21 protein-coding genes are annotated in these 24,814 nt (G+C 46.6%); 2 read left to right on the forward strand and 19 right to left on the reverse strand.

The features are described 5' to 3' along the window. Window position 1: 1 nt before the first annotated feature. The 4 genes from MHH48_RS22255 to MHH48_RS22270 all read right to left on the reverse strand — a co-directional run bounded on the left by MHH48_RS22255 (window position 2) and on the right by MHH48_RS22270 (window position 4,012). The gene (locus tag MHH48_RS22255; RefSeq protein ID WP_076322067.1) at window positions 2–1,306 is read right to left on the reverse strand and encodes a DUF4129 domain-containing protein; all 1,305 of its coding nucleotides are present in this window, start codon (window positions 1,304–1,306) and stop codon (window positions 2–4) included. Then, window positions 1,303–2,409 (reverse strand): DUF58 domain-containing protein, encoded by a 1,107-nt coding sequence (locus tag MHH48_RS22260; RefSeq protein ID WP_076322068.1) that lies wholly within the window; start codon window positions 2,407–2,409, stop codon window positions 1,303–1,305. Before MHH48_RS22260 ends, MHH48_RS22255 begins: the two co-directional genes overlap by 4 nt. Window positions 2,410–2,422: 13 nt before the next feature. Further along, on the reverse strand, window positions 2,423–3,403 hold the full coding sequence (locus MHH48_RS22265; RefSeq protein WP_076322069.1) for a MoxR family ATPase: 981 nt from the start codon (window positions 3,401–3,403) through the stop codon (window positions 2,423–2,425). Window positions 3,404–3,625: 222 nt separating this feature from the next. Further along, window positions 3,626–4,012, reverse strand: a complete 387-nt coding sequence (locus MHH48_RS22270; protein ID WP_076322070.1) for an antibiotic biosynthesis monooxygenase — start codon at window positions 4,010–4,012, stop codon at window positions 3,626–3,628. Between the two features lie 149 nt (window positions 4,013–4,161). Between MHH48_RS22270 and MHH48_RS22275 the strand changes: the two genes are divergently transcribed. Continuing rightward, complete coding sequence (locus MHH48_RS22275; RefSeq protein ID WP_076322071.1) at window positions 4,162–4,461, forward strand: hypothetical protein; 300 nt, start codon at window positions 4,162–4,164, stop codon at window positions 4,459–4,461. Window positions 4,462–4,609: 148 nt separating this feature from the next. Here the strand turns inward: MHH48_RS22275 and MHH48_RS22280 are convergent, their stop codons facing one another. Both MHH48_RS22280 and MHH48_RS22285 read right to left on the reverse strand, forming a co-directional pair. Further along, window positions 4,610–5,542, reverse strand: coding sequence for an NAD(P)/FAD-dependent oxidoreductase (locus MHH48_RS22280; protein ID WP_076322072.1), 933 nt, complete (start codon window positions 5,540–5,542; stop codon window positions 4,610–4,612). Window positions 5,543–5,709: 167 nt separating this feature from the next. Beyond that, window positions 5,710–6,939: a chromate transporter gene (locus MHH48_RS22285; RefSeq protein WP_076322073.1), complete on the reverse strand. Its 1,230-nt coding sequence runs from the start codon at window positions 6,937–6,939 to the stop codon at window positions 5,710–5,712. A gap of 510 nt (window positions 6,940–7,449) precedes the next feature. Between MHH48_RS22285 and MHH48_RS22290 the strand changes: the two genes are divergently transcribed. Next, complete coding sequence (locus tag MHH48_RS22290) at window positions 7,450–8,187, forward strand: YheC/YheD family protein (RefSeq protein ID WP_076322199.1); 738 nt, start codon at window positions 7,450–7,452, stop codon at window positions 8,185–8,187. A 167-nt stretch (window positions 8,188–8,354) separates the two neighbouring features. Here the strand turns inward: MHH48_RS22290 and MHH48_RS22295 are convergent, their stop codons facing one another. The 13 genes from MHH48_RS22295 to MHH48_RS22355 form a co-directional block, all read right to left on the reverse strand. Further along, complete coding sequence (locus MHH48_RS22295; protein ID WP_076322074.1) at window positions 8,355–9,584, reverse strand: MFS transporter; 1,230 nt, start codon at window positions 9,582–9,584, stop codon at window positions 8,355–8,357. A gap of 167 nt (window positions 9,585–9,751) precedes the next feature. Beyond that, window positions 9,752–11,131 (reverse strand): helix-turn-helix transcriptional regulator, encoded by a 1,380-nt coding sequence (locus MHH48_RS22300; protein ID WP_076322075.1) that lies wholly within the window; start codon window positions 11,129–11,131, stop codon window positions 9,752–9,754. Between the two features lie 312 nt (window positions 11,132–11,443). Then, entirely contained in the window at window positions 11,444–12,832 is a 1,389-nt protein-coding gene (locus tag MHH48_RS22305) for a helix-turn-helix transcriptional regulator (RefSeq protein WP_076322076.1), read from the reverse strand. Window positions 12,833–13,123: 291 nt separating this feature from the next. Continuing rightward, a complete protein-coding gene (locus tag MHH48_RS22310) occupies window positions 13,124–14,557 on the reverse strand; it encodes a VanZ family protein (protein ID WP_076322077.1) in 1,434 nt (477 codons plus the stop codon). 81 nt (window positions 14,558–14,638) lie between these two features. Continuing rightward, window positions 14,639–17,230 carry an FtsX-like permease family protein gene (locus MHH48_RS22315; protein ID WP_076322078.1) on the reverse strand — a complete coding sequence of 864 codons (2,592 nt, stop codon included), beginning with the start codon at window positions 17,228–17,230 and terminating at the stop codon, window positions 14,639–14,641. Then, window positions 17,227–17,910, reverse strand: coding sequence for an ABC transporter ATP-binding protein (locus MHH48_RS22320; RefSeq protein ID WP_076322079.1), 684 nt, complete (start codon window positions 17,908–17,910; stop codon window positions 17,227–17,229). The genes MHH48_RS22315 and MHH48_RS22320 overlap by 4 nt, the downstream gene beginning before the upstream one ends. Before the next feature lie 24 nt (window positions 17,911–17,934). Continuing rightward, window positions 17,935–18,873 carry a VanZ family protein gene (locus MHH48_RS22325; RefSeq protein ID WP_076322080.1) on the reverse strand — a complete coding sequence of 313 codons (939 nt, stop codon included), beginning with the start codon at window positions 18,871–18,873 and terminating at the stop codon, window positions 17,935–17,937. Between the two features lie 101 nt (window positions 18,874–18,974). Beyond that, window positions 18,975–19,976 (reverse strand): HAMP domain-containing sensor histidine kinase, encoded by a 1,002-nt coding sequence (locus MHH48_RS22330; protein WP_076322081.1) that lies wholly within the window; start codon window positions 19,974–19,976, stop codon window positions 18,975–18,977. Continuing rightward, window positions 19,977–20,660, reverse strand: coding sequence for a response regulator transcription factor (locus MHH48_RS22335; protein WP_076322200.1), 684 nt, complete (start codon window positions 20,658–20,660; stop codon window positions 19,977–19,979). 322 nt (window positions 20,661–20,982) lie between these two features. Then, the gene (locus MHH48_RS22340) at window positions 20,983–21,777 is read right to left on the reverse strand and encodes an ABC transporter ATP-binding protein (RefSeq protein WP_076322082.1); all 795 of its coding nucleotides are present in this window, start codon (window positions 21,775–21,777) and stop codon (window positions 20,983–20,985) included. Further along, window positions 21,777–22,697, reverse strand: a complete 921-nt coding sequence (locus MHH48_RS22345; protein ID WP_076322083.1) for an ABC transporter permease — start codon at window positions 22,695–22,697, stop codon at window positions 21,777–21,779. Before MHH48_RS22345 ends, MHH48_RS22340 begins: the two co-directional genes overlap by 1 nt. A 61-nt stretch (window positions 22,698–22,758) precedes the next feature. After that, window positions 22,759–23,799: an ABC transporter substrate-binding protein gene (locus MHH48_RS22350; RefSeq protein WP_076322201.1), complete on the reverse strand. Its 1,041-nt coding sequence runs from the start codon at window positions 23,797–23,799 to the stop codon at window positions 22,759–22,761. A gap of 281 nt (window positions 23,800–24,080) precedes the next feature. Further along, window positions 24,081–24,719 carry an SGNH/GDSL hydrolase family protein gene (locus MHH48_RS22355; RefSeq protein WP_076322084.1) on the reverse strand — a complete coding sequence of 213 codons (639 nt, stop codon included), beginning with the start codon at window positions 24,717–24,719 and terminating at the stop codon, window positions 24,081–24,083. Window positions 24,720–24,814 lie beyond the last annotated feature (95 nt).

Here is a 24,814-nt window from a genome sequence, read left to right on the forward strand (position 1 = left end):
CTCATGTATGCTTCCTATTCAATTGCAGCCGTTCAACTTCTTCTTCCGTAATGGTACGTGTACCATATCGGGCTTCCTCGTAAAGCTCGATCAAGGATTGTGGAATACGATCCTTCCTTCCGTCCCATTCCTTAAGATCGCTTTCGGTTTCCCGCGGTGTTAGGGATGCTTTCCAATGATAGCCTTCCCTGATACTTCGGGAAAGTATCATCCGATACATTTGGCGAATTTTCTCATTCAGATGCTCTGATCCTTCTCCTGCTCGAAACTTTCCGCCGATACGCATACCGGACAACAGCCGTTTTAGTCGTTTGGATGCCGGGTCATGTTCAATATTCTCCACTTCATCCTCATAACCTAGTGAGGGCTGAACGTTCTGTCTGTTCATCATCCTGTTCATCCATGCAGAGAATCTTCGGTACAGCTTAGGCAGTACTTTGCCAAACCTGAACAGAACATACAAAATCCCGATCCCGATAGCGGTGAACACGCCATAGATCAGCACTTGCTCCAATACCTTCATCCATGGGCTCGGCGGCTTGGTTTCTTCATCGAGGAATGGCATTTCGGGCGGAGGCTCCGACATCGATGGCGGCTCCGGGGCCTGCTCCGCTCCGGAGCCGAACCATCCGGAGATCCATGCAGCGATCCCCCGCGCCATATCAGAGACCCATTGCTGCAGCTGCGGAAGAAAAGCGACCACCGCAACCAGAAGCAACAATACGATGATAAACCAGCGATTGTAGCGCAGAACTCGCCGTTCCAATATGGGTTGATCATTGCCTGGCAGTGTCTCATCCAACACCAACTGTCGATTGACAATCAACAGGGTCAGTCCTAAAGCCGCTGCCCCCATCCAGGTCAGAGATGATATGCCACCCTGGAATGAATCCATGAAACTTAGCATAAAACTGCTGACCCCGTACAGAATCAAACCTATTAAGAAATAAGTCCCCGGAAACATCAAATTCCAGCTTCCCTGCTCCATTCGGCTTCCGCGATAACTGGCAATAAATATCAGAGGGATGAAATAAACAAGAGTCAAATCAACGCCTATGAAAGCGATGGATACCGTAATGGAAACCAGGCTAGCCCATAAGGTTGCCTTAAACTGACGATCCAGATTGAACCATCGCGCACCTGTATAGCCAAGTAGGTACCCGCCTAATACTAGGACTGGCCATACCCAGCGATACGATTCAGGCAGCAGATAGAATGCCGGAATAAAGAGTGCCGGAAAATAGAGCACACATTCCACGAATCCCTGCAAGAAAGCCTTTATAAACCCAGTGCCTCGAGAGGTCATGCAGACACCTCCTTTGCAGGAGACGGCACATCATCGAGAGGAAATACCTGAATCGTGTGCCCATGGTCCCGAAATCGCTGAAACATCTCTTCCAGCCTGGGGCTGACATAAGTGCTCAGAATGAGGATATCTCTCGCCTCTTCATGCCGGGACAGTTCATGGACCAAATAATCATGAAAAGAAGCCTTTCGCGTCAGCTCCAGTCTCGCCAGCATTTCGAAGATCAACTGCTGCTGCGTCATGCCGCCTGCAACGGGGACGAATGCTTCATCGGTTGAATCCTCGCCAAGCGTTCCGTTCGTCCCCATTCCGATCTCCATTCCCTGTGACAATAGATGAGCTGTAATGCCAGCCGCCAGGCGGATGCCATACTCGATCGGCTCCGGCCGCGTCGCTTTGCTCCACATCTGCTCATGATCCTCTATATTCAGATAAATCAAGAGGCGGCTGTCAGCTGTGGTATCCCGCCTGTGGACCTGTAGGGTGCCCGTCCGAGCGGTCGCTTTCCATTGAATATCCTTCAGCGGATCGCCGTCGCGATATTCGCGCACGCCCGATATCAGGAAAGGATCTTCCAAGATCCATCTTCGGACCAGCATTTCGCCCATCCAAGTCTGGACCGGGAGGGCCATGTCCGACACATCCATCGGCATCGGATACACGATAATGCCACCGGACAACGTCTTACTCTCCACAATCGACTCCATTCCGACCAGATCCCCCGTCGTCATTGATACTGTGCCCAGCTTATACAGGCCTCTGCGCTTAGCGGTAATCCGATGTCTGCGAAGGATCTTGGTCCAAGGCAGAAGACTGAAGAAGCTCTTGTGATTCTGATTGAATTGCCCCTCACTGATATCCAGGTTCAATTGATTATCAAATGCCAGACCCGAGCGGAATTGGGATTCCACCCTTAACCAGGGTACAGGCAACGCTTTGCGGTTCTCAATGATTTCGATCAATTCCACGGAATCTCCCTCATAGCAAGTCGACACCTTGAAGGAGCGGCTGTAGTTCAACCTTTTCAAGGCCATCCGTTTGAAAAGCTTGCCCTGCACGACGACGACCACAGCGGCGATGAACAATATCCAGTAGGCTCCCATAGCTATTCGCCCCCTACGACGATATGCCTTCTTCAGTCGGTACGGAAACCTGCTGCAGCAACCGTTCGATCACTTCTTCCGCTGCTGCAGCACCGCCGCGGCTGTGGAGCGTCCCGCGAAGCTTCAACCGATGCGCCCATGTCGGGACAGCCAAATCCTTCACATCATCAGGGGTAACAAACTCCCTGCCCTTCAGGATTGCTTGTACCTGCACAGCCTTCAATAAGGCTTGGCAGCCCCTTGGGCTTACCCCGGAGGCAACCGCTTCATCCCGTCTCGATTGCTCGGAAAGCGCAACGATATAGGATAACATCTCGTCACTGACATGTACTTTGCTGACGATATGTCTGGCTTGTACGATCCGCTCAGACGTTGCAACTGCCATTAATGACTCCAAGGGTTGATCATCTTTAAATCGCTTCAGAATATTCACGCTTTCCTCCGAAGTAGGGTATCCCATATTCAGTTTGAACAGAAAGCGGTCCAACTGTGCCTCCGGCAGCGGAAATGTTCCTTGCTGTTCCAACGGATTCTGCGTCGCGATGACCAGAAACGGTTCTTCCAACTGATGGGTTACCCCGTCAATGCTGATCTGGCGTTCCTCCATGCACTCCAATAGACTGGACTGCGTACGGGGTGTCGCCCGGTTAATTTCATCGGCTAGAAGGATATTCGTGAACAAAGGACCCGGACGGAATTCAAACGTCGTGGATTGTTGATTATAGAAGTAAATGCCGCTCAGATCCGTCGGCAGCAAATCCGGCGTAAACTGCACCCTCTTAAACGTGCAATCAATCGACTTCGAGATGGATTTGGCCAGCAATGTCTTGCCTGTACCCGGCACGTCCTCCAACAGAACATGACCTGAAGTGACCATGGCAATAAACAGTCTGTCAATCAGTTGCTCTTTACCTACCATAACTTTGGAAACGTTTGCTCGAATGTCATCGGCAAGACGGAGAACGCCATGATAATCTATAGTAATTGTAACCACTCCTTATGTAGTTTAACTTTACAACAATGTTCGTCATGACATCCCATAATTCCTGTTATTCGGGACAAAATAAGACCGATTGCACATATATGGCTTCTCCTTCCGTTACCAGGAGGATATATTATTCTGGTCACCCATGCTTCCGATACGCCAAGAAGCTGTCCAAGGACAGCTTACGAGAATGCACCCTATTGACGTATCACCCGATATTCGAAGATATGATTATTCTTTCGTCCTTTCTTCCTGGGAAGCCGGATCCGTCCTGCTTTCAGGAATCAATAAGTTAGTCAGCTCCGCCTCAGCCTGCTCGCGACTATCGATCCGGATATCGATATAATGCCTAACCTCAGGCGGCTGGGCATAAAACGGCTCCAGAGATGCATTCCATAGCTTATAGTCCGGATGTCCGCGGAAGCCGATCAGGTGATCCTTAATGCCGCTCCAGCGGACGAGGAATATATATTCATCCCGGTTCTCTACACACTTGTTAAGTTCATGGCTTACATATCCCTTTTTCGTTAACAGAACGCCGGAAGCTTCACGAAAAGCACTTTCAAACTCGCTTGCCAGCCCTGGCTTGATATAAAGTATCGCTGATTCCAGTATCATATCGCATCCCCCTCTTCGATATCCTTCCGTTCAACGGTAAACCGTAACGCTTGTATATGGCAGCGTCATACTAGGAAAACAAGTAGGTGCAGTCAAGTATATGCTGATATAATGAGAAGCATGAATATACTTATAAGGATGAGACAAACATGGCATTCGGCATCTCGAGACAGGAACTGCAGCAATGGAAGCAGAAGGTCGCACAAGGAGACATCGCTTTTTTAACCCATTATTGGTACGACAAGCGGTTTCCGGAGTTCCATACCGTAACCAAAGTAGGCTGCTCGAACATCCAGCGCCTTGAGGACTGGTGTGTATCCAACGGACTTAATCCGGAATATATCCATTATCGCCTACCTTACCCGCACTTTGATCTGATCGGTCCCAAGCAAACCGAATTACTGCAAAAGTATAGGCTCGAAGAGCATATCACCCGATTCGGTCTGTAAATGCCTATCGGCGTACTTTTTAGCAAAACCCGCCTTGATCCACGGCCATGCTCGCTACATGCCGTGCCTGATCAGGCGGGTTTTTTAGAATGCTTATCGACTGAATCGTATCGTCGTTTTCTAATGATTCGGGTCTATTTCTATAACATCAAGTAACATCCCCGCTAGTCATCTTCTTTAGTGTCTTGTTGATCCAGATCGCAGCTGTCGCACCCTCACCCATCGCCACGGTGGTTAATTCGGAGTGGACGCCCAGGTCACCAGCGGCCCAGAGCAACTCGACACTCGTCATTTTGGACCTTGGATCGGTCTTGACATGACGATTGTGCTCCAGCTCTGCCCCCAGTTGCTCGGCCAATTCGGAATAGATCATATTCCCGCCAAAAGATATGAACCCCCGCTCTGCGGACACAATGCTCCCATCCTCCAACACGACGGCCGATAGGATGCCGCCCTCCTCACGAATTTCCAACATCTTTTTCTCTATATACGGAATCCCGAGCTCCGCCAATTGGGACATATGCTCGGAAGAAGCTGGCTCCCCCTCATGATTGATGTAGATGATATCCTTGGTCCGCTCCGATAGCAGCACGGCCATACTGGCACCGGGATCCCCCGATCCCATCACGACGGTCTTTCGATCCTGAATTTCATAACCATCGCAATCGGGGCATACAAAAACGGATGTGCCCAGCGTGGGCATCAGGCCTGGCAGCTTGGGAAAGCGGTCCATCACGCCTGTTGCGAGCAGCAAGGTCTTGGCCCTGTACTGAACTCCATCTTTACCGGTTAACACAAAATATTGAGCTTCATCACGCCCCGCCTTCCGGATATCATCGGCAGCAAACTTTACACCGACAGATTCCGCCTGCTGACGTCCGCGCCGCCTGAGCTCTTCACCAGGGACCCCATCCGGCCATCCGAGGATGTTGCGGTAGCTCTTACATATGGTGGACCGCCCCGTTCCCCGGTCGATCACCAGGACATCGTAGGCAGAATACCGCCCCAGCTGTATAGCCGCCTGCAGACCTGCAATTCCGCCGCCGATGATAATGCAATCTTTCACTTGGGTATCCGACATGTAGCTTTATCCACTCATTTCTATATCGAATTAAGAACTGGAACTCCTTGAATCAAAATATCCTTCAAGAAAAGAGGTACACCCTAAATATTTAACCAATCTGCCGTGATTTACTCCTGAAAAGTCAAATAGACCCCGGTACAAAGGCCGAGGTCAAAATCAATGAATCACAGGAGTAGTTGTCCGGCTAATGCACCGGTGATTACAACCAGCCACGGAGGGCTCTTCCAGAACATCAGCATTCCGAACAGACCCGCTCCGATCACAAATTCAAGCGGACTATGAATGGAGGATGTCCATATCGGATGATACAAAGCGGCCAGCAGAATCCCGACCACTGCCGCATTCATGCCTGTCAGCATGCCTTGCAGTTTAGGGTTTCTACGGATGCTGTTCCAGAACGGCATTGCCCCTACGATGAGCAGAAATCCAGGCAAAAAGATAGCGAGTGTAGCAACGACACCTCCAGGAATCCCCTGGATCAAGACCCCGAGGTAAGCGGCAAAAGTAAACAACGGACCGGGTACAGCCTGTGTCGCTCCGTAACCCGTTAGGAAATCCTCTTTAGACATCCATCCGTTCAGCACCGTCTCACTCTCCAGCAGCGGGAGAACGACGTGCCCTCCGCCGAATACAAGCGATCCAGCTCGGTAGAAGCTGTCCACAATGGCTACCCAACCATTATCGGTCAGCCCTTTAAGGATCGGCAGACCCACTAATAATACTACAAACATGCCCAAACAAAAGAGTCCGGCTCTCCGTCCGATCGGCATCTTGATCTCGGATGCAGCCTCCTCGTTTGCTTGACGCTTGAACAACCACAGTCCCGATATGCCGGCCAGCGCGATGACCGTCACTTGAGAAACGGGACTCTGCCACAGCAGAACGACTGCCATGGCTATTAACGCTATGGCCGACCGTACGGGACCCGAGGCCAGCTTTCCTGCCATCCCAAGTACCGCTTGCGCTACGATGGCCACTGCGACAATTTTCAGCCCTTGAATCCAGCCTGCCGAGCCGGGATCGAAAGTTTGCATTAAATAGGCGAAGATCATGAGCATGAGCACGGATGGCAGCGTGAAGCCTAGCCAGGCGACGATACCGCCCCATAATCCCGCTCGCATCATCCCAACACCAATACCTACTTGGCTGCTAGCCGGTCCGGGAAGAAATTGGGCGAGGGCCACCAGATCCGCATAGCTTTTTTCGTCAAGCCATTGTTTGCGCCGCACATAAGTCTGGTGGAAGTATCCAAGATGTGCGATCGGTCCGCCAAATGAAGTGAGTCCCAACTGTAGAGCGGTCCACCAGGTTTCGCCGAGGGCACGCCACCTGCCAGAGGGCTGCCTATTGCCGACTTGAGCTTGTACTTGTTCTTTCTCTGTCTCCGGATTCAAAATCCATCGCTCCCCATATGCTTGATTAATGAAATGAAACGGTTAATTCGTGCATCCCAAGGTATAAAGAACATCATCAAATTTCAGATTATAACAAATACTCATTATCAATCTACCCATTTATGTAAACGCTATGTAAAATCTATATAGGATCTTGAATGCTACGATCTGAAGATCGGCACGTAACCATGTAAAAAGCGCCCCACTTGACCACATTGTCCAAGAATCGCTCTTTTCTATTTACTTATTTCCCTTCTCCCATTCATTATGGATCTATTCCTATCGTAGCTCAAACAGTGATCGTTCGAAATTAACGAATGAGCCAAAGTTCGGTCATCAACCGAGCTTTGGCTCATTTTTGTTCGATGCTTCGTTACAATCCAAAAAAAGCATCCTTTTTGATATTTTGTTTTCTGATTTTTGTTAGTTATTGGAGACTAGTCTATACAGCAGGGATGGTTGATGAATATGCTCTTTATACCTGGGATTCAACAAGAGGGGTGGATTTCAATGACAATTGGAAAAATGAAGGATCAGTGGGGAATGCTACAGAATCATATCTTGCGTCCACATTTGCCTGAAACTCGATGGATGACAGGTTCAAGGATCTTACGGATGCTGAAAACATATTCATCCGTCTTCATAAAACCCAATCTCGGAAGTGGCGGCAACGGAATCATCCGTGTCAATGAATTGAGTAGGGGATATGAAGTTCGCTGCGGCCCAAGTCGGAAGATTGTTGGAGTTCACTCTGTCTTAAAAGCAATTGATTCATATCGGAATTCAAAGCGTCGGTATTTGGTGCAGAAAGGCCTGCGAATGGCGGAGTACCATGGGGAAATCTTTGATATCCGTGTATACCTGCAGAAGCCAGAGGACAAATGGATCATTTCGGGTATGGTCGCCCGTGTAGCTGCACCTCATAAATTTGTGACCAACTATCATCAAGGAGGGCATGCAGAACCATTGCAAGAGGTTCTCTTAAAGCTCTTTCAGAATAACCAAACCAAAGTGGACGCCTGTTCTCGTAAAATAAAACAACTATCCATTACCATTGCCGAGACGGTTAATAAATGGAAATCGACTCGTGAATTTGGGGTTGATCTTGCCATAGACAAGAATGGCTACATTTGGATCCTTGAAGCTAATCCATATCCCGGCCATAGGTTGTTTACTCAACTCTCCGATAACACAATGTACAGAACCATTATAGAAAACAAACGGCGCATGGCAAAAAAAACACCATGATTGCAGAAGCTTTTATTACAGATGGGGAATGTTGGAAGGGAATCCCCAACCTCCCAGGAGTTGAAGAGCTTCCTGAACGACAGCAGTGGTGGATTCCGCGCTTCCGCTTTCAGCAAGCCCTATTTACTCACAGGTATTCATCGTTGTCATGATGACCTCTATCGGTATTAAGCCTCAGGCTTCGCCTCGTTCGGTACGGAGAGATAACCTGGCTTCGCTGCACCAAAGCCGAAGATGAACAACACCACAACAACGGCGGACAGCATCGCCAGGGGCACCTTCCATCCTCCTGTCGCATCATGCAGGAACCCGATCAGCATCGGACCGACGGCAGCTAATAAATAACCCAGTGACTGAGCCATTCCGGATAACGCGGCAGCTTCTTGAGCCGTTTTGGTACGAAGGGTGAAGAACATCAGGGATAAACTGAAATTGGCCCCGCCTGAAATACCTACCAGCATCACCCATAGTAGATTCAATGAAGTCATGCCGGAAAATAAGCCTGCATATCCGGTCAGCATGGACAATGCAGAGATCGTCACCAGCATACGCTGATTGGGATTCCGGCCAGCCAGAACAGGAATAATGAAAGAAAATGGCAAGCTGACAAATTGGAGAATCGAGAGCATCCATCCCGCAGCACTATAATCCATGCCTTGGCTTCTCAGAATCTCGGGCAGCCATGAGACGTTCACGTAGAACGTAAACGATTGAAGTCCCATAAATAAAGTAATGTACCAAGCAAGCGGTGACCTCAGCACACTCTGTTGTTTGGTAGAAGTCGAACTGACCTCAGCTGTTTTTCCGGAACTGCGGCGCTGGATGATCCACACGATCAGAGCTAAGACGGACAATGAACCCCAAATGAGCAGGGACCCTTGCCAACCAAGCCCCGCTTGGGTAGCCAGCGGAATGCTAATCCCGGATGCGATCGCGGCGAGCAGGTTCATCGAGGCAGAGTACGTGCCCGTCATCAATCCGATATGCCGCGGGAAATCCCGCTTGACCAGACTTGGAAGCAGCACGTTCCCTACGGCTATGGCCATTCCAAGAAATGCGGTACCTATTAACAGTGTATACGGTGATGATATCGAGCGTATGCCGATTCCGAATGTCAGCACCACCATACTCAGCAAAAGGGTATTCTCCAGTCCCCATTTTTTGGCCATGGCCGGTGCCATCGGCGATAATAGAGCAAAAGCCAACAGCGGCAGCGTCGTCAGCATGCCCGCCAATGTACTCGAAATTCCTATATCCTCTCGAATGATCCCGATCAGCGGACCTACCGAAGTAATCGCCGCTCTCAAGTTAATAGCAATAAGGATGATGCCTGCAAAAATCATCCATGTGCGCCCTGCGGAATTTGTGTTTTGATCTATTGATGTTCTTGATGTCATGACATGGACTCCTTACTTTCATGCGATATGTAAAAATAAACTTATCCGAGTTTATCACAAACCCGGGCATTAGGCCATAGCCTCGGGAGGCTATCATGGCAGCTTTTAGGGCTATTGTGTCGCCTATTCAGCGTTGTACATTAGCCTGTAGACGCACAGATAGAGCCCTACACAAGCGGGCTCCAAGCATACACGGATAATTTTTGGACATCACGAATGAATTCATTATACCGTTTCTGTATTTCCTCGGATGCGTACTGACGGAACTGCTCGAAGATTCCCATACACCGCAGCATCCCATTATCACTTTTGATTCTGATCGAGTACTCGAGACTATCCAAGATATAGGATAACCCGCGATTATACTGTTTAGCATTCAAATAGTATATCCCTAGTTCGGCAAGGAGGCGAGTGTATCGGTTTAATGTGACCTGATCGCTAACCTTTCCAAGTTGATTTTGCTGCGATCTATAATGCAAATGCTCTTTAAAGCGTTCTAAAATTGCATCAACATGAAGTTGGTAACGATTGGCTGCAACCAGGATATTGCATAGAGCTAGAAATATTTCATCTTTTTTTGATTCAACATAATCTACATACTGATTCAGAGCACCTGGTTGTCCACTCATTAAACCATACATATATCGATTAGCCTCAGCCCATTCGCTGAACTGATCCAAAATCAGAGCTTCCTCTTGACTCGGATTTATTACCCAATCTGGTTTATCATACAATGATACGTAGTGGAAAGCATTATCGTAATCTCCTCGTTCTTGATATAAATATGCCTGAATTAAATAGGAATATAGAATATAAAATATAAGCGGTTTTCTTGGATTTTCACTCCCCTCAAACCAGTTTCTATTTTGCTGATAATGAATTCTGGCTTGATGTTCCATTCTTTTGGCCAGAGCTTCGATTTTGTCCATACGCTGCAAAGATATATTCAGATTAATAAGCTTAACAAACGCATCCAATTGATAGATCTCATCTAACCTATCAATATAAGGCTCAAAGTATACAGCGGCTTGTAAATTTTCTTCTTGATTCTCCCCTAATCTTATTAAAAATAATCGATACTGACAAAGTGCTAACCGTTCGGAATACTGCAATTTTTCACACTCAGCAACACATTCGTATAACAAAGCTGCCGCTTCACGCTTCTCCTTGTTGAATAAGGCCTCTGCCATATCAAAAAGCATCGGTGCGTAGTTAATGTTTTCCATCGTCATTCGTGCAGCTTTATGCAGACAGTCCAATTTATCCAATTCCGCACAACGCCCCAGAAAAGGTCCTAGCCTTCGCCAATCCGGAGTCGTATGAAAAATGCTTTCCGTTATGTAAAGCTCATAGAAATGCCCCTCTTCCAGGCCCATTCCTTCCGTAATCCGGTCTAATTGGTACATGGACATGGGACGATTACCATTCAGAATATTACTAAGTGTCCCACTGTTGATGCCCGATATCCTGGCAAATCGGTTAATCGTCATATGATGAGTCTGCAAATATCCTCCTATTTCTCTGCGAATCGTGGCTGTCGTCTCCAAGTAACAACACCCCCAGATGGAAAACCAAATATTAGTATAGTAAATAATTAATTACATGCTATTATTTTACATTCGTTGAGTCAATAGTGGATAAAAATTCAAGAAATCAAATAATTTATAACAATACGAGAACGCAAAGTAATAAAAAGAAGATAGCCCATTGTTTTCTGGAACCATCTTCTTCATATATATCTTATGATATTGTATGATTGGTACTAACTTCCTATACCATGATCATGAGTAGCTCGATATGTTAAATCATTAAGATCAGCATTATTCGAAATACCTGGTACAAACAGTAACATTACAATACTAAAAGTAGCTAGTAGACAAGCCAATTTTCTTTTCATTTAAATTTTGCACCTCGCTAACTAGAATTTTATATCGTTTCTGAGCTTCAAATGATGAAAAATCGCGAAATTGCTCAAATAATCCCATGCATCTCAGCATACCTCGACTGCTATTAATTATAATAGAATAGTCTAAACTTTCCAATATGAAATGTAATCCGTTGTGGTAATTCCCTGAATTCAAATGATATATTCCCAATTCAGACAAAAGTCGAGCATGCCTTTCTGCATTAATTTGTCGACTTATCGTCCCAATATTACTTGATTGATCCTTATATACTAAATACTTCTCAAAACGTTCCAAAATATGATCTACATTCAATTGATGACGGTTGGCAGCAATCATTATATTACATAGTGCAGGGAAAATTTCATTCTCTCTTGTGGAAATATAGTCAACGTACTCAGGTAGAATCTCAACCTGCCCAGCCATAAGCTGGTATAGATACTTGTTGGCTTTTCCCCATTCTTTGAACTGTTCGATGAATCGAAGTTCATCTTCAGTCGGTTCATTAATCCAATCAGGATTTGTATATAAAGAAACATAGTACAACCCCGTCTCGTAGTTACCTTTTTCACGACAAACGTTTGCTTTTACTAGTTGTCCATAAAGAATATAAAAAATTAACGGTTTTACATCTTGATCTTTTAAATCATATAGCTTCACATCACTCTGATACTGAATCTTTGCTTTACTACCCATTTTTTCAGCTAATTCTTCAACTTTATCCCAGCGATTAAGTGATAAATTTATATTGATCAATTGTCTTAGCGCATCCAACTGGTACATCTCATCCAACCGATCCACGTATGGCTCAAAATAAACGGCTGCCTGCAAATTTGCATCCTGATCATCCGTTAGTTCTAATACAAACAACCGATACTGACACAGGGCCAACCGCTCCGAATGCTGAAATCGTTCACTCTCCGCCACGCTTTTATACAGCAAAACAGCTGCCTCATGTTTTCCCTCTTTGAAAAAAAGCTCTGCCGTTTCAAAGAGTAAGGGTGAATAAGAGATATTATCCATCGTCATCCGGACAGCCTTGTCCAGACAATTCAGCTTCCCCAGTTCCGTGCATCGGTGAAGAAACGGACCTAGCCGACGCCAATCCGGCGTAGCATGAAATATACATTCATCGATATACAGCTCGTAAAAACAACCCTCTTCCAGACCCATACCTAACGTAATCCGGTCCAATTGCTGCATGGAAATCGGGCGGTTGCCATTCAGGATGTTGCTGAGTGTGCCGCTATTGACCCCCGATATCTCAGCAAACCGATTAATCGTCATTTCGTTCTTATGTAGAAACTCTTCCATTTGTTCGCGAATCGTGGCTGTCATTTCCAAGCTAACACCACCCTTTAGGATCAGAACCCAAATATTAGTATATTTCTCTATACAGTAATCATATTGATTAATATTCCAGCGGTCAATACTTATTTACGTCATTTTTTTACAAAAAATAACCAATACAATTTAAAAATGCCAAATTCAACACTTTTCTTTATGATTTATATATCGTCAGTTTGATCACTACGATGAGAAAAAGCGCTCCGAAATTTTCGGAAGCGCTTTGTTGGACAACAATAAGGGCCCTGACTTCAACCAAGTCAGGGCCCTTACTTACTATATCCTCTCCTAGCTCCTTCTTGCCTGAATTAATGTGAACCAATTCGAATCCCCATTAAATACACCGTATACTGTGTATACAGGCTGATAGAAGTTTTTCGTGTCATATATGAACGATAGCTCAATTCCTGTTACATCCAGTTGGTCACCCTTTTTAATAACGAGTTGATCCTGCGTTAATATTGCATTTCTTTTGATTTGTGGAAATTCACCATTTTTGATACGATCATACACCTCTGCAGGAGACAGTATATCCACTTCCTTCATAAATTGATTCTCTTGGAGCCCATTATTTATCGAATAGATACTGCCATCTTGTTTAAGACCGAGTAACAGTTCGCCAGTCCAATAACTCTCGTGTAGACCCGCTTTATCCGGGAGGGACCATTGAAATTCCCCGTCCTCCAATGCTGTAAAATCAGCGTCTTGAGGGAGTAGGCCAAGATCGGCCATTATGGTTTTGGCCTTCTGTGATAGCAGTTCTTGGTCATTGAATGAAGTTCGCTCCGGTGTATCATTGTTCTCGGTTAACGACCAGTTTCCCTCTTCGGATTGATAGAATGTATATGGTGTTCCTGATTTATCTTCCAATAGAACCTCACGATCGCCATCCCAATCCTTAACCTTCAACTCAGATAATCCTAACTTCTGCTGCAGCAGGGCTTCGACTCCATCCGGCTGAGTGATTTTCTTGTAGACGGGGGCGACTGCAGGTGCCGAGCTTAACTGAAGGGATGTTGTTACATGAACACCTTTCATATTCCATTTGGTAAACGAGTTTATGGCCAGGTTTCCGAACTCCTGCTGGATGTAGACGATATTCATGCCGACAAATAACAAACCCATCAATAAAGGGATCGCCAGGTTTCCCAGCAGGCTTTTCATTCTTACTCTTTTGTTATAAACAATGGAAGCAGACAGCCTGTATAACTGGTATCCAAAAATACCACCAAGCGTGTTGTTTATGATATCAGCAAGCTCAAACAGTCCTGCGCCTGAAAGCGTCTGATAGGTTTCAATAAAGAGCGTAGAACTTACAACGACAAGAAGAAGCCACTTGAATGCTTTAAATTTTCGGCTGATGAAAGGCAGCAATATTCCCATCGGGATAAACATGATGATATTAAATATACCGTTCTGAAGATCACGTAAGGAATATTTGTTCCATGCTTCAACATAATCGCTGAATGGATGGAGATTCATCTGCAAGTAATGAGAATTGCCGCGGCCCAACATCGTTAGCTCAAGTACAAATACAACATATCCGATGAACAAGGCGCCAAGAAAAAGCTTGTTCATTTGAATCCGTGGCTTTCCCTCTGATTGTTGTTTTCTATAATAAAGATAATAATATAACATGATTAGAACGAATTCGATCCCGATAGTTACGATGACCGGCAGCATTAAAAAACGTAGATTCGTATAGATTGCATCGATCCCCAAGACGAGGCCCCCCTTATGACTTTATTATAATGATGGTTGACACTGTCTTTCCTTGCAGCTTCAAGTCAGAGCCGGTCACTTTTATATACTCTCCTGCTTTAACGCGTCGATAATGACTTCCTTTTTTACTTTCGCGCTGGAATATAGCATGGCAGAACCGACAATGACAAATACGGCGGCAATGACAGACAGAATACTCATCCAGGGAAGGACGAATCCGTAACTAAATTTGTTCGCAAAGGCCATATAGATCAAATACATCACGACGAAGCTGATAGGAAGTCCGAACAGCAGTGATTTGGCTCCATAAAAAACACTTTCGTAGTTCATCATTTTCGCAAAGCCTTTTGGCGTCATTCCAACGGATTTCAGCATCGCAAATTCCCGCTTTCGAAGAGCGATGCTCGTTGAGATCGTATTAAAAATATTCGCAATCGAAATCACTGAAATTAATACGATAAAGCCATAAGTAAAGACGGACATCAATAGTATCATCTGTTCTTCCTGTTTTCTGGATTGGTACACATTGTACACATACAGATTAGGCTCTTTCATTTCTTCGATTTCCTGCTGCGTTTTCAGCGGGTCCGCACTTTTCAGATAGAGAAAGGTTTGAACGAACTCCCCGCTCTTATCGTCTGCCAGTTGATTTAGGACTCGTTCCGAGACGACGATATTTAACCCGCCTGTTCCGATTGAGTTCATCCCCATCGGAGATCGATCCGTCAACGCCGCAATGTACACTTCACTTACATCCGTCACTTTTTCCGTTTCCTCATCGAACGTAGTCAAATCGAGACTTTGCCCAACATTCGCATGAATAGCCTTCGTTTGGACGTATTTTCCCGTGTCCATATCTTTATAATCGATGGTATCGATCACGATGGCGGAGAGATGTTCCGGATCCGTCAGTAACTCGTAATCTGCGCCGACTGCTTTGGCATAAGCCCGCAGGTTCGAATCGTTTAATGCATTGATTTTAATATCGTAAGGATATTTTCCGTCCTTCAGGATACTCTTATCCTTCTTGACCGCCTCCTGCAATTCATCGGCGATGGACGCTTCCTCGATCCAAGCGTTCCTGTACAACTCATGAATCACGCTGTATTCCGATACATCCGAAAGGGATGCAATGGACTGAACCAACCGATCGTCTATTCTTTTTTCATTGCCGTAAGATAGTTCAATATCATAGTTGACACCTTCCTGCGACATGGCCAAGGATTGTTTCAGATTACCGGTAAAAAATGATACCGTTAGAAACAAAACGATGCTGATCACGAGCGAAAATACGGTGGCATGGTATCTCCGCTTGTTCCTTTTTAAGTTTTTCAATCCGATCTCCGCTTCGATTCCGAAGAGCTTTCGAATCCATTTCGGCGTTTCCACGCTTTTGCCCGAAAGCTTCACATCGGTAGTTTGACGAATCGCATCCATGGCTGAAATCCGGGATGCTTTGACGGCCGGGAGATACGTCGAAATGAAAATCGTCAACATGGAAACAGCGCAGGCAATCAAAAGCGATAACGGCGTGACGATCACCGTTAGCTTTTCAGTAATTCCTAAAGCCCCTTGAATTATAGCGTTAATGAACTGAAAGGTAATACCGATCCCGGCAAGACCGCATAGGATTCCAACCGGAATGCTGATCAAGCCAATAATGATACCCTCAAAAAACACCGAATTTCTCTTCTGCCTTTTCGTAGCCCCCACGCTTGCAAGCATCCCTAAATGGCGGGAACGTTCCGAGACGGAAATCGCAAAAGCATTATAGATCAGCGAAACTGAGCCGATCATAATGACCGCCATCAGGATCACCGATAAGGAGAACATCGTGCTGTACGAGGCTTCGCTTTTGGAAACGCCATAATAATGCAGCAAATCGTGATGATATTGGACCGTTTCGATCTGGTTGTTCTCTGCCAGGTTTTCTGCATGTGCGAACAAGGACTGATTGACTTTTTGCAAGACTACCGCCGCATTGACTCGATCGTTTGCCCCGATGATGTTTTCATCGACATAGCTAATGGTCGTATACCCCGGGGCCCACGCCGGTTCCCATACGGGAGGTTTGATGAAGCCTACGATCGTGTAATCCCTTGTCATCGTATTATGCAGCGTTTCGTTCTTTTTGTTATCTACGATGCGCAGCGATTCGGTTTGGCCCAGCGGTTGATCATTCCCTTCCTCGAATCGTTCGCCGACGCGCAGAGTGAGACGATCCCCGATTTCATATTTCACCTTGGCGTTTGTCGCAGCGGCTTCAGAAATCACAACTTCCTTGTCGGTTTGCGGCAGACGCCCCTTGCTCACTTCAATCGGAAATTGCGCTAAACCTTGTGCATCATAAGCCTTGATGAACCAATATGGCTTATTTGGATTTTGTCCCCCTTCTAATGGGGCATAACCAAGATCGTTTGTGATCGCAAGGGTCTTGGTTGCGTCATCGTTTTTTATCGCTGCAAGCTGTTCCTTGTTTACATCTTGATATAGGACATGCCATTCCCCTTCATCTGCGATGGTTTGCCTTTTCATTAAATCCAAGTAAGAAAAACCAAGCGTTGCAACAGCCGTCACCATGGCAACTGACATGATGACACCTATGATGGTTACAAGCGTTCTTCTCTTGTTTTGCCGCAAATTTCTGACGGTGAGTTTATTGACAATATTCAAGGGCGAATCACCTCGTCTTTGGCAATCCTTCCGTCTTCAATCGAAATGACTCTGTCAGCTTGCAAAGCGATTCGTTCGTCATGCGTGATCACGATCAATGTCTGGTGATAGGTTTTATTCAACATTTGCAATAAGTCGATGATCTCGCTGCTATTCTTGCTGTCCAGATTCCCGGTCGGCTCGTCCGCCAGCATAATGGCAGGATTACTAATGAGCGCTCTGCCGATCGACACCCTTTGCTGCTGTCCGCCTGATAATTGATTAGGCAGATGGTTTAAGCGATGTTGCAGATTCAAAGTCTTCACGAGACCATCCAACTGCTTCTTATCTACCTTTTGGTTATCAAGCAAGAGCGGGAGCGTAATATTCTCTTCCACCGTCAAGACGGGAATCAGATTGAAAAACTGGTAGATCAGGCCGATTTGTCTGCGCCTGAAGATGGCCAGCTGTGTTTCGTCCAAGTTATACATGTCCGTATCCTCTACGAGGACTTTGCCGCTCGTCGGCCGATCCACACCGCCCAGCATATGCAGCAGCGTGGATTTCCCCGATCCTGACGGGCCAATGATGGCAACAAATTCACCTTTTCGGACCGAAAAGGAAACATCGTCAAGCGCCTTTACCGCCGATTCGCCTTTACCGTATATTTTAGACAGATGATCTATCTTTAAAATTTCCATTGTCATATCTCCCTCCCTTCATGCTCAATTCCAGCTATATACCATCTCTTTATATCCAACATCCCACAGGGTTACATTTCCCTCAATGGTTATCGTAAGCTCATTGGCCTGAGGGAGATAAATGGAGCTCATATCCGGCTCATGGCGTCCGGCTTCTACAGATACAGTCAGTAACTCATGTCCATCGGCGGTAACCCTAATGCTGCCTCGGGAATCCTCCTGATCGGGAATTCCATAATTCAAAAAGAGGTACACCTCCTTCTTATTGCCTAACGTGTACCTGTACGTTTCCTTGTTTTTGCCTTCAATGCTGTACATATTATATTGGGGTTCCACGTCTTGACCGCCTATCTTAAGACGGTTCGGTTTCGTTCCCGTTGATGGATTGCCGTTACTGTCCTTCCATTCGTTTATCGCCACAAAGGGGCCCATCTCTTTGGTGAACACTTGATCAACCACCCCGAAGATGCCCCACACCCCGAGCATCAAAACAACGCTGGAAATACCCGCAGCAGCAATATTTCTCCAGATGTTTTTCGCGCGAAAGCCAAGTTTGTACGCCCCGAATCCGATGGCTGCGCCCGTTGAGTTCTGTATGACGTCGTTCATGTCGAAGCTGCCGAGGAAAGTTAGTGCCTGAATCGTCTCCAGCAGAAGGATGGATAGGATGAACAATGTCATGAAGCGAACAAAGCTAGTCCGATATAACAACGGAATCAATATGCCAAAAGGGATAAAGGCTGCGATGTTCCCGAAACCCACAAAATCCATCAATCTAGGATGTAGAAGATCTGATAGACTTGGCACCCTGAAAAAACTGTCAGGTAAAAACATAAAGGTGTACTCGGAGATTTGATCTACCTTACCTACTCTGCCGAAAGCGAAAAACAAAAAATAAAGAATAAACAGGGTGTAGAATATCGTGATAGGAAAAATAATTTTACGTTGTTGTTTCAAATGCATGGTCGTACCTCCATCGTTCATCTGTTGAATATCATTGTATCTGTCTAAAATGACTTTTCAGTGACGATGGAGGTGACAATTCAGTCACTTACGGAGTGCCGCTAAATCACGTGCTTATAAAATTTAATCCGAAACTGCGTACCCTTCTCGCTGTCGCTCGTCACATCGATCATGCCGTTCTGGCTGGCAATGATGCTCTGAGCCATCGCAAGACCAATGCCGATGCTCCCCTCGCTCGCATTTTTCCCTTTATAAAAACGTTTGAAAATATAAGGTAAATCTTCTTTTGGAATTCCTTTTCCGTTATCAGCTATGATAATTTCCGTAAATAGCGCATTTTCGGAAAAAGAAATGGCTATGAGTCCGCCTTCATGCGTGTGCTCAACACCATTTTTCAAAATATTGATAATCGCTTCGGCCGTCCATTTGAAATCACCGACAAAAGAGACGCTGTCATCGCCCTTGATGGAAACCGTTTGGTCCTTGATTTCCATCGGAATCAACACCGGTTCTAATGCCTTTTGTATAAGCTTATGAACGAATACTTGATCTCTTTTGAACTGGATTGTCTTTTCCTCGATTCTCGATAGCTTTAACAAAGAAGAAACAAGCCAATCGATTCGTTCAAGCTGAATACGGATATTGCGGGTGAACTCCGTTCTTTTCGCTGGAGGCAGGTCGGGTTTGCTTAGCAAATCTGCCATCACCGTCATGGAGGTAAGCGGCGTTTTAAGCTGATGCGAGATATCGGAAATGGCATCCGTCAGCCCCGTTTTGTCTCGCTGAAGAAGCGATCGCTGCTCCGATAGCATGAGTGTCACTTTATAAATATCATTTTTTAAAATGCTAAGCTCGCCTTCTTGATTATCACGAGCGTCAAGTGAATAATTGCCTCTGCTTATTTCACGCAAATAGACGGACAGCTGTTCAAGTTCGCGGTATCTCCATTTCGTGAATAACAGACTGCTTCCAATAAGTAATATAGACATGATGAAAACGAGCGCCGCAGCTACAGACGAAATGAAAGCAGCGGCAACGCCCCCCACTAAACTGATGGAACCCATGATCAACAATAATATCTGAATCTCTCGATTTCGCAGCATCTAATCACCGACCTTATATCCTAAACCGCGTACCGTTTTGATCATCGTGGGATGCTGCGGATCATCCTCCAGCTTTTCCCTTAGTCTTTTGATGTATACCGTTAACGTATTGTCGTTCACGAAGTCGCCTGCCACGTCCCAAATCTGCTCCAAAAGCTGATTTCTTGACAGAACTTGTCCAATATGGTTACCAAAAATCAACAATAAGCGATACTCCAGAGCGGTCAATGAAATTTCGGCGCCGTTTTTATACACTTTTCCTTCCAGCGTATTCAAACGAACCTGGTCAATGTTAATGATCCCTTGGGTCTGAGACGACTTATGGTATCTCCGCAAGACGGACTTGATCCGCGAGAGAAGCTCGCGAATACGAAATGGTTTTGTAATATAATCATCCGCTCCCATGTCAAGCCCCATCACGACATTGACCTCATCGTCGATCGCCGTTAAGAAAATGACCGGAATATCTCGTTGCTCTTTCACCATTTTGCATAATTCATAACCGCTTCCATCCGGGAGCGATAAATCAAATAAGCATAAAGCGAATTGATCTATATCTTCAGCGAGCACTTTTTTTGCAGAAACGACATCATAGCAAAGAACGGTAGAAAAGCCATCTTGCTGCAGCGAATATTCCAGCCCGGACGCAATCGTTTTATCATCTTCCACTAACAATATTTTCATTTGCAGATCATCTTTACGAACGACCATGGAAGAATAAGCCTCCTACATTCAAATGTCCGCTAGTTTAAGATTAGCGGTCGTCAGGTATTTTTAAAGCACACTCTTGATCTTTTTCCGGATTAAAGATGTGGCTCACCCAACATTAACACGTTATCAGGAATCCATGCAAAAAGCGATGGAATTGAAAACAGTCCTATCATTAAGCGACCTCAGTAGTTAACTGGCCAGGAAGAAATTAGCGTATAGAAAAACGCTAAGCCTGTCAAGATTGAAGGCTTAGCGTTATATTCATTATCATGTTTCCCGTCTCAACGCAAGATGCTTACCCAAGAACCAAACGATCGTCCGACAACTTATGGCCGCTAATCTGCTCAAATTCCCCGAGCAGCTGCGCCACCGTCAGGGATTTCTTGCGCTCTTGGTCTACATCCAGAATGATGCGTCCCTTATCCATCATAATGAGGCGATTGCCAAGACGGATGGCTTGCTCCATGTTATGCGTGACCATGAGCGTGGTAAGCTTCATGTCGCGCACGATGTCATCGGTTATTCGGGTGATCAGCTCCGCACGCGCCGGATCGAGCGCTGCCGTATGCTCATCCAGCAGCAGGATTTGCGGCTGCGTAAAGGTCGCCATCAGCAAGCTTAGTGCTTGACGCTCCCCTCCCGACAGCATCCCGACTTTGGCTCGGAGCCGATCCTCGAGTCCAATGCCAAGCCGCTCTAAGTGCTTGCGGAAGCCCGCCCGCTTGGAGGCTGTAACGCCTATGCTGAGCCTGCGGGACTGGCCCCTACGATATGCCATCGCGAGATTCTCTTCAATGGTCATATGCGGCGCAGTGCCCGCCATCGGATCCTGGAATACCCGGCCGATCCAGCGACTGCGACGAAATTCCGGCAGATGGCCGATCGAAGTGCCGTCAATGCGCACTTCGCCTGCATCCGGTCTCATTACCCCGGAAATGATATTCATCAGCGTGGATTTGCCTGCACCATTACTTCCGATAACCGTTACGAAATCCCCCGGATTCAAGTGAAGATTGACATCCATCAAGGCAATCTTCTCATCCACCGTTCCCGGATTAAACAGCTTGGACACATGGTTCATTTCCAGCATCAGAGCGCACCTCCTTTGGTCTTCCCTTGCGCAGCTAACAATTCGGTTGAGCGCCTCCGTGCCTGCGAACGCTGCTTCATCGCCCGATTGATGGTAGGAACCACCAGAGCGATAATAACGATGATTGCGGTGATCAATTTTAAATCCGAAGCTTCGAGCCATTCAATCTCATACGCAGCGGCAACAACAATCCGATAGATAATCGAACCGCAGACTACAGCCAGCGTTGTCCTGAATACCGAACCGGTCCCAAGCACGGCTTCGCCAATAATTACGGATGCTAAACCAATAACAATCATCCCGATACCGGAGCTAATGTCGGCAAAACTGGATTGCTGGGCAACAACTGCGCCAGATAAGGCGACTAGACCGTTTGAAATGCTGAGCCCCAGAATGGTTGTGGTGTCCGTATTCGCACCAAAGCTGCGGATCATCCGCTTGTTGTCCCCTGTCGCACGCAGTGCAAGACCAAGATCCGTACGGAAGAATGCATCGAGCAGCAGCTTCCCGATGATCACAATCACTAACATAATATAAATCGGATCGATCGATCCGAAGATATTCGCTTCCTGGCTCAACGAAATATTAGGCTTGCCCATAATCCTCATATTGATCGAATACAGGGCAATCATCATAATAATGCCTGAAAGCAAACCGTTAATCTTGCCCTTGGTATGCAGCAGGCCTGTACAGATACCGGCTATCATGCCTCCGGCAAATGCGGCCAGCGTGGCAAGCCATGGATTCACACCGTTGGTAATCAGAATCGCTGCAATCGCTGCGCCTGTCGTAAAACTTCCATCCACTGTTAAGTCCGGAAAATCCAAAATTCGGAACGTAATATATACGCCGAGTGCCATCAGCGCATACAGCAGCCCCAATTCAATCGGACCATCCAGCCTCATCACGAAATCCAGCATGTCATTGACCTCCTTAAGGATTAAGAAGTAAGGCGCGGGCTGTTATCTCCGCGCCTTACAGTTACTCGATGATGTTGTTGTCCGGGTCTTTGACTTCCTGTTTCATGGCGTCGGTCACTTCAATACCATAGTCAGCCGCAACCTTCGTGTTCAGGATCAGATCCAGCTTATCCGGCTTCGTCACTTCCATGTCCGCCGGATTCTTGCCGTTCTTCAGAATCTCTACAGCCATTTGTCCAACTTGATAGCCGTGGTCGTAGTACTTAAATCCGACGGTTGCAAAAGCCCCCTTCTCCACCGTATCGCGGTCGCTGGAGAAGAACGGAATTTTATTCTTTTGTGCCGTTTGGATGATGGCGTCCACACCGCTGACCACAACATTATCCAATGTAATATAGTATGCATCGACCTTGCCGACTAACGACTCTGCCGCCTGCTTCACTTCAGAAGTGTTTGTGACAGCCGCCTTCACCAGCTCGATGCCATGCTCGGCAAGCGCCTCTTCAGCCGTCTTTGCCATAACCACTGCATTAGCTTCCCCTTCATTAATAACAAGACCGATCTTCTTCACGTCAGGGAAGTTGGTGCTGATGAAATCCATCAGCTGTTTAGCTGCCTCCGGGTTGGTATCCGATGCCCCGGTGACGTTGCCACCCGGCTTCTGCAAGTCGCTCACCAGCTTCGCGTCAACCGGATCCGTCACCGCTGCGAACAGTACCGGCTTTTCCTTCACGTTCTCAGCCACTGCCTGCGCGGACGGGGTTGCGATAGCGACCACCAGATCCGACTTCGTATCCTTCAGCTTCTGGCCGATCGACAGGTTGTTCGCTTGATCGCCTTGCGCATTGTTGTAATCGATTTTAAGCGTGTTGTCTTCCTCGGAAATTCCGGCTTCCTTCAAAGCCGCCAGAATGCCTTCCCGCGTTGCATCCAAGGATGGATGCTCTACGATCTGCGAAATAGCGATGCTATAGGATTTCTTCTCCGCTTCTCCGCCGCTTCCCGTTTGAGTCGTACCGCCGCCTTCCGGCTTGTCCCCGCATCCTACCGCTGTAACCAGCAGTGCGGAGAGTGTAAGTGATAACCACATTTTTCTCTTCATCATGATTCCCCTCTCATTTGTTAACCGCTTCAATAATTTTCTGCATAAAGCGACAACGCTTCCCCGCTTTCATAGACGAAAGCATTAAAGTCAAAAAATAAGTCGTTCCTATTGAACAACGGTCTATTATGAACATTTTATATGTACCCAATTGTTTTCGTCAATCAAGATTTTATAAAGCATGTAATGGTTTACATAAAGAACATCCCCGGACGTTACAAGCTTCCGGGGATGTCAACTAAACGAAATATTATTTATATAGTAGAAAAAATCCGGAGCGTCTACAAAATGGACCGGCCCTGCATCGTCGCTAGCCACGCTTCTGCCATGAGCGCATGACCTGCGGGGGAAGGATGAACACCGTCAGATGCCCAATAACTCATCTCTATCTTGGAGCTCGCTGCAGCAAAAATGCCGTCGAGCGGAACGTACAGCGTCTCAAATTCTCGCGATAATTCGCGAACGGCCTGAATTTTGGGATCCAGATCCTCCCGCCATTCCTTCTTCGCTTCCGTAACAGGCAGCAAGAACGGTTCCATGAGAATAAAATTCGCGCCGGTTAACTCGCGGGTTTGGATAAGCAGCTCACGATACCCTTCATAGTAGGCTTCCACGGACGTTGCTTCCCCGCGGTTATACTTCCTGCCGGTCTCATTAATACCGACCAGAATGGATACCCATGTCGGATCCAGGTCAATGCAATCTTCCTCCCAGCGCCCCCGCAGATCGACGACCCGGTTACCGCTGATTCCGCGGTTTACAAAACGCAGCCTTTTCAAAGGCAGCTCCATACCAAGCCGGGCAGCAGCCATCAGCGCATATCCATGCCCCAAACTGTCCGACTCCTCGTAATTTCGCCCGCAATCGGTAATACTGTCGCCTTGAAACAATACGAGTGCATTTTGCTCGATATGTACCATGCTGTTCAACGCCTCCAATAATTGAAAGTGTTCTCAAGCTCACCCCTTCATCATAACCGCTTTCATGCAATCGTGAAACCCCTTAAATTCACATA

The organism is Paenibacillus sp. FSL F4-0100 (genome assembly GCF_037993005.1).
Taxonomy (GTDB): Bacteria; Bacillota; Bacilli; order Paenibacillales; family Paenibacillaceae; genus Paenibacillus_AQ.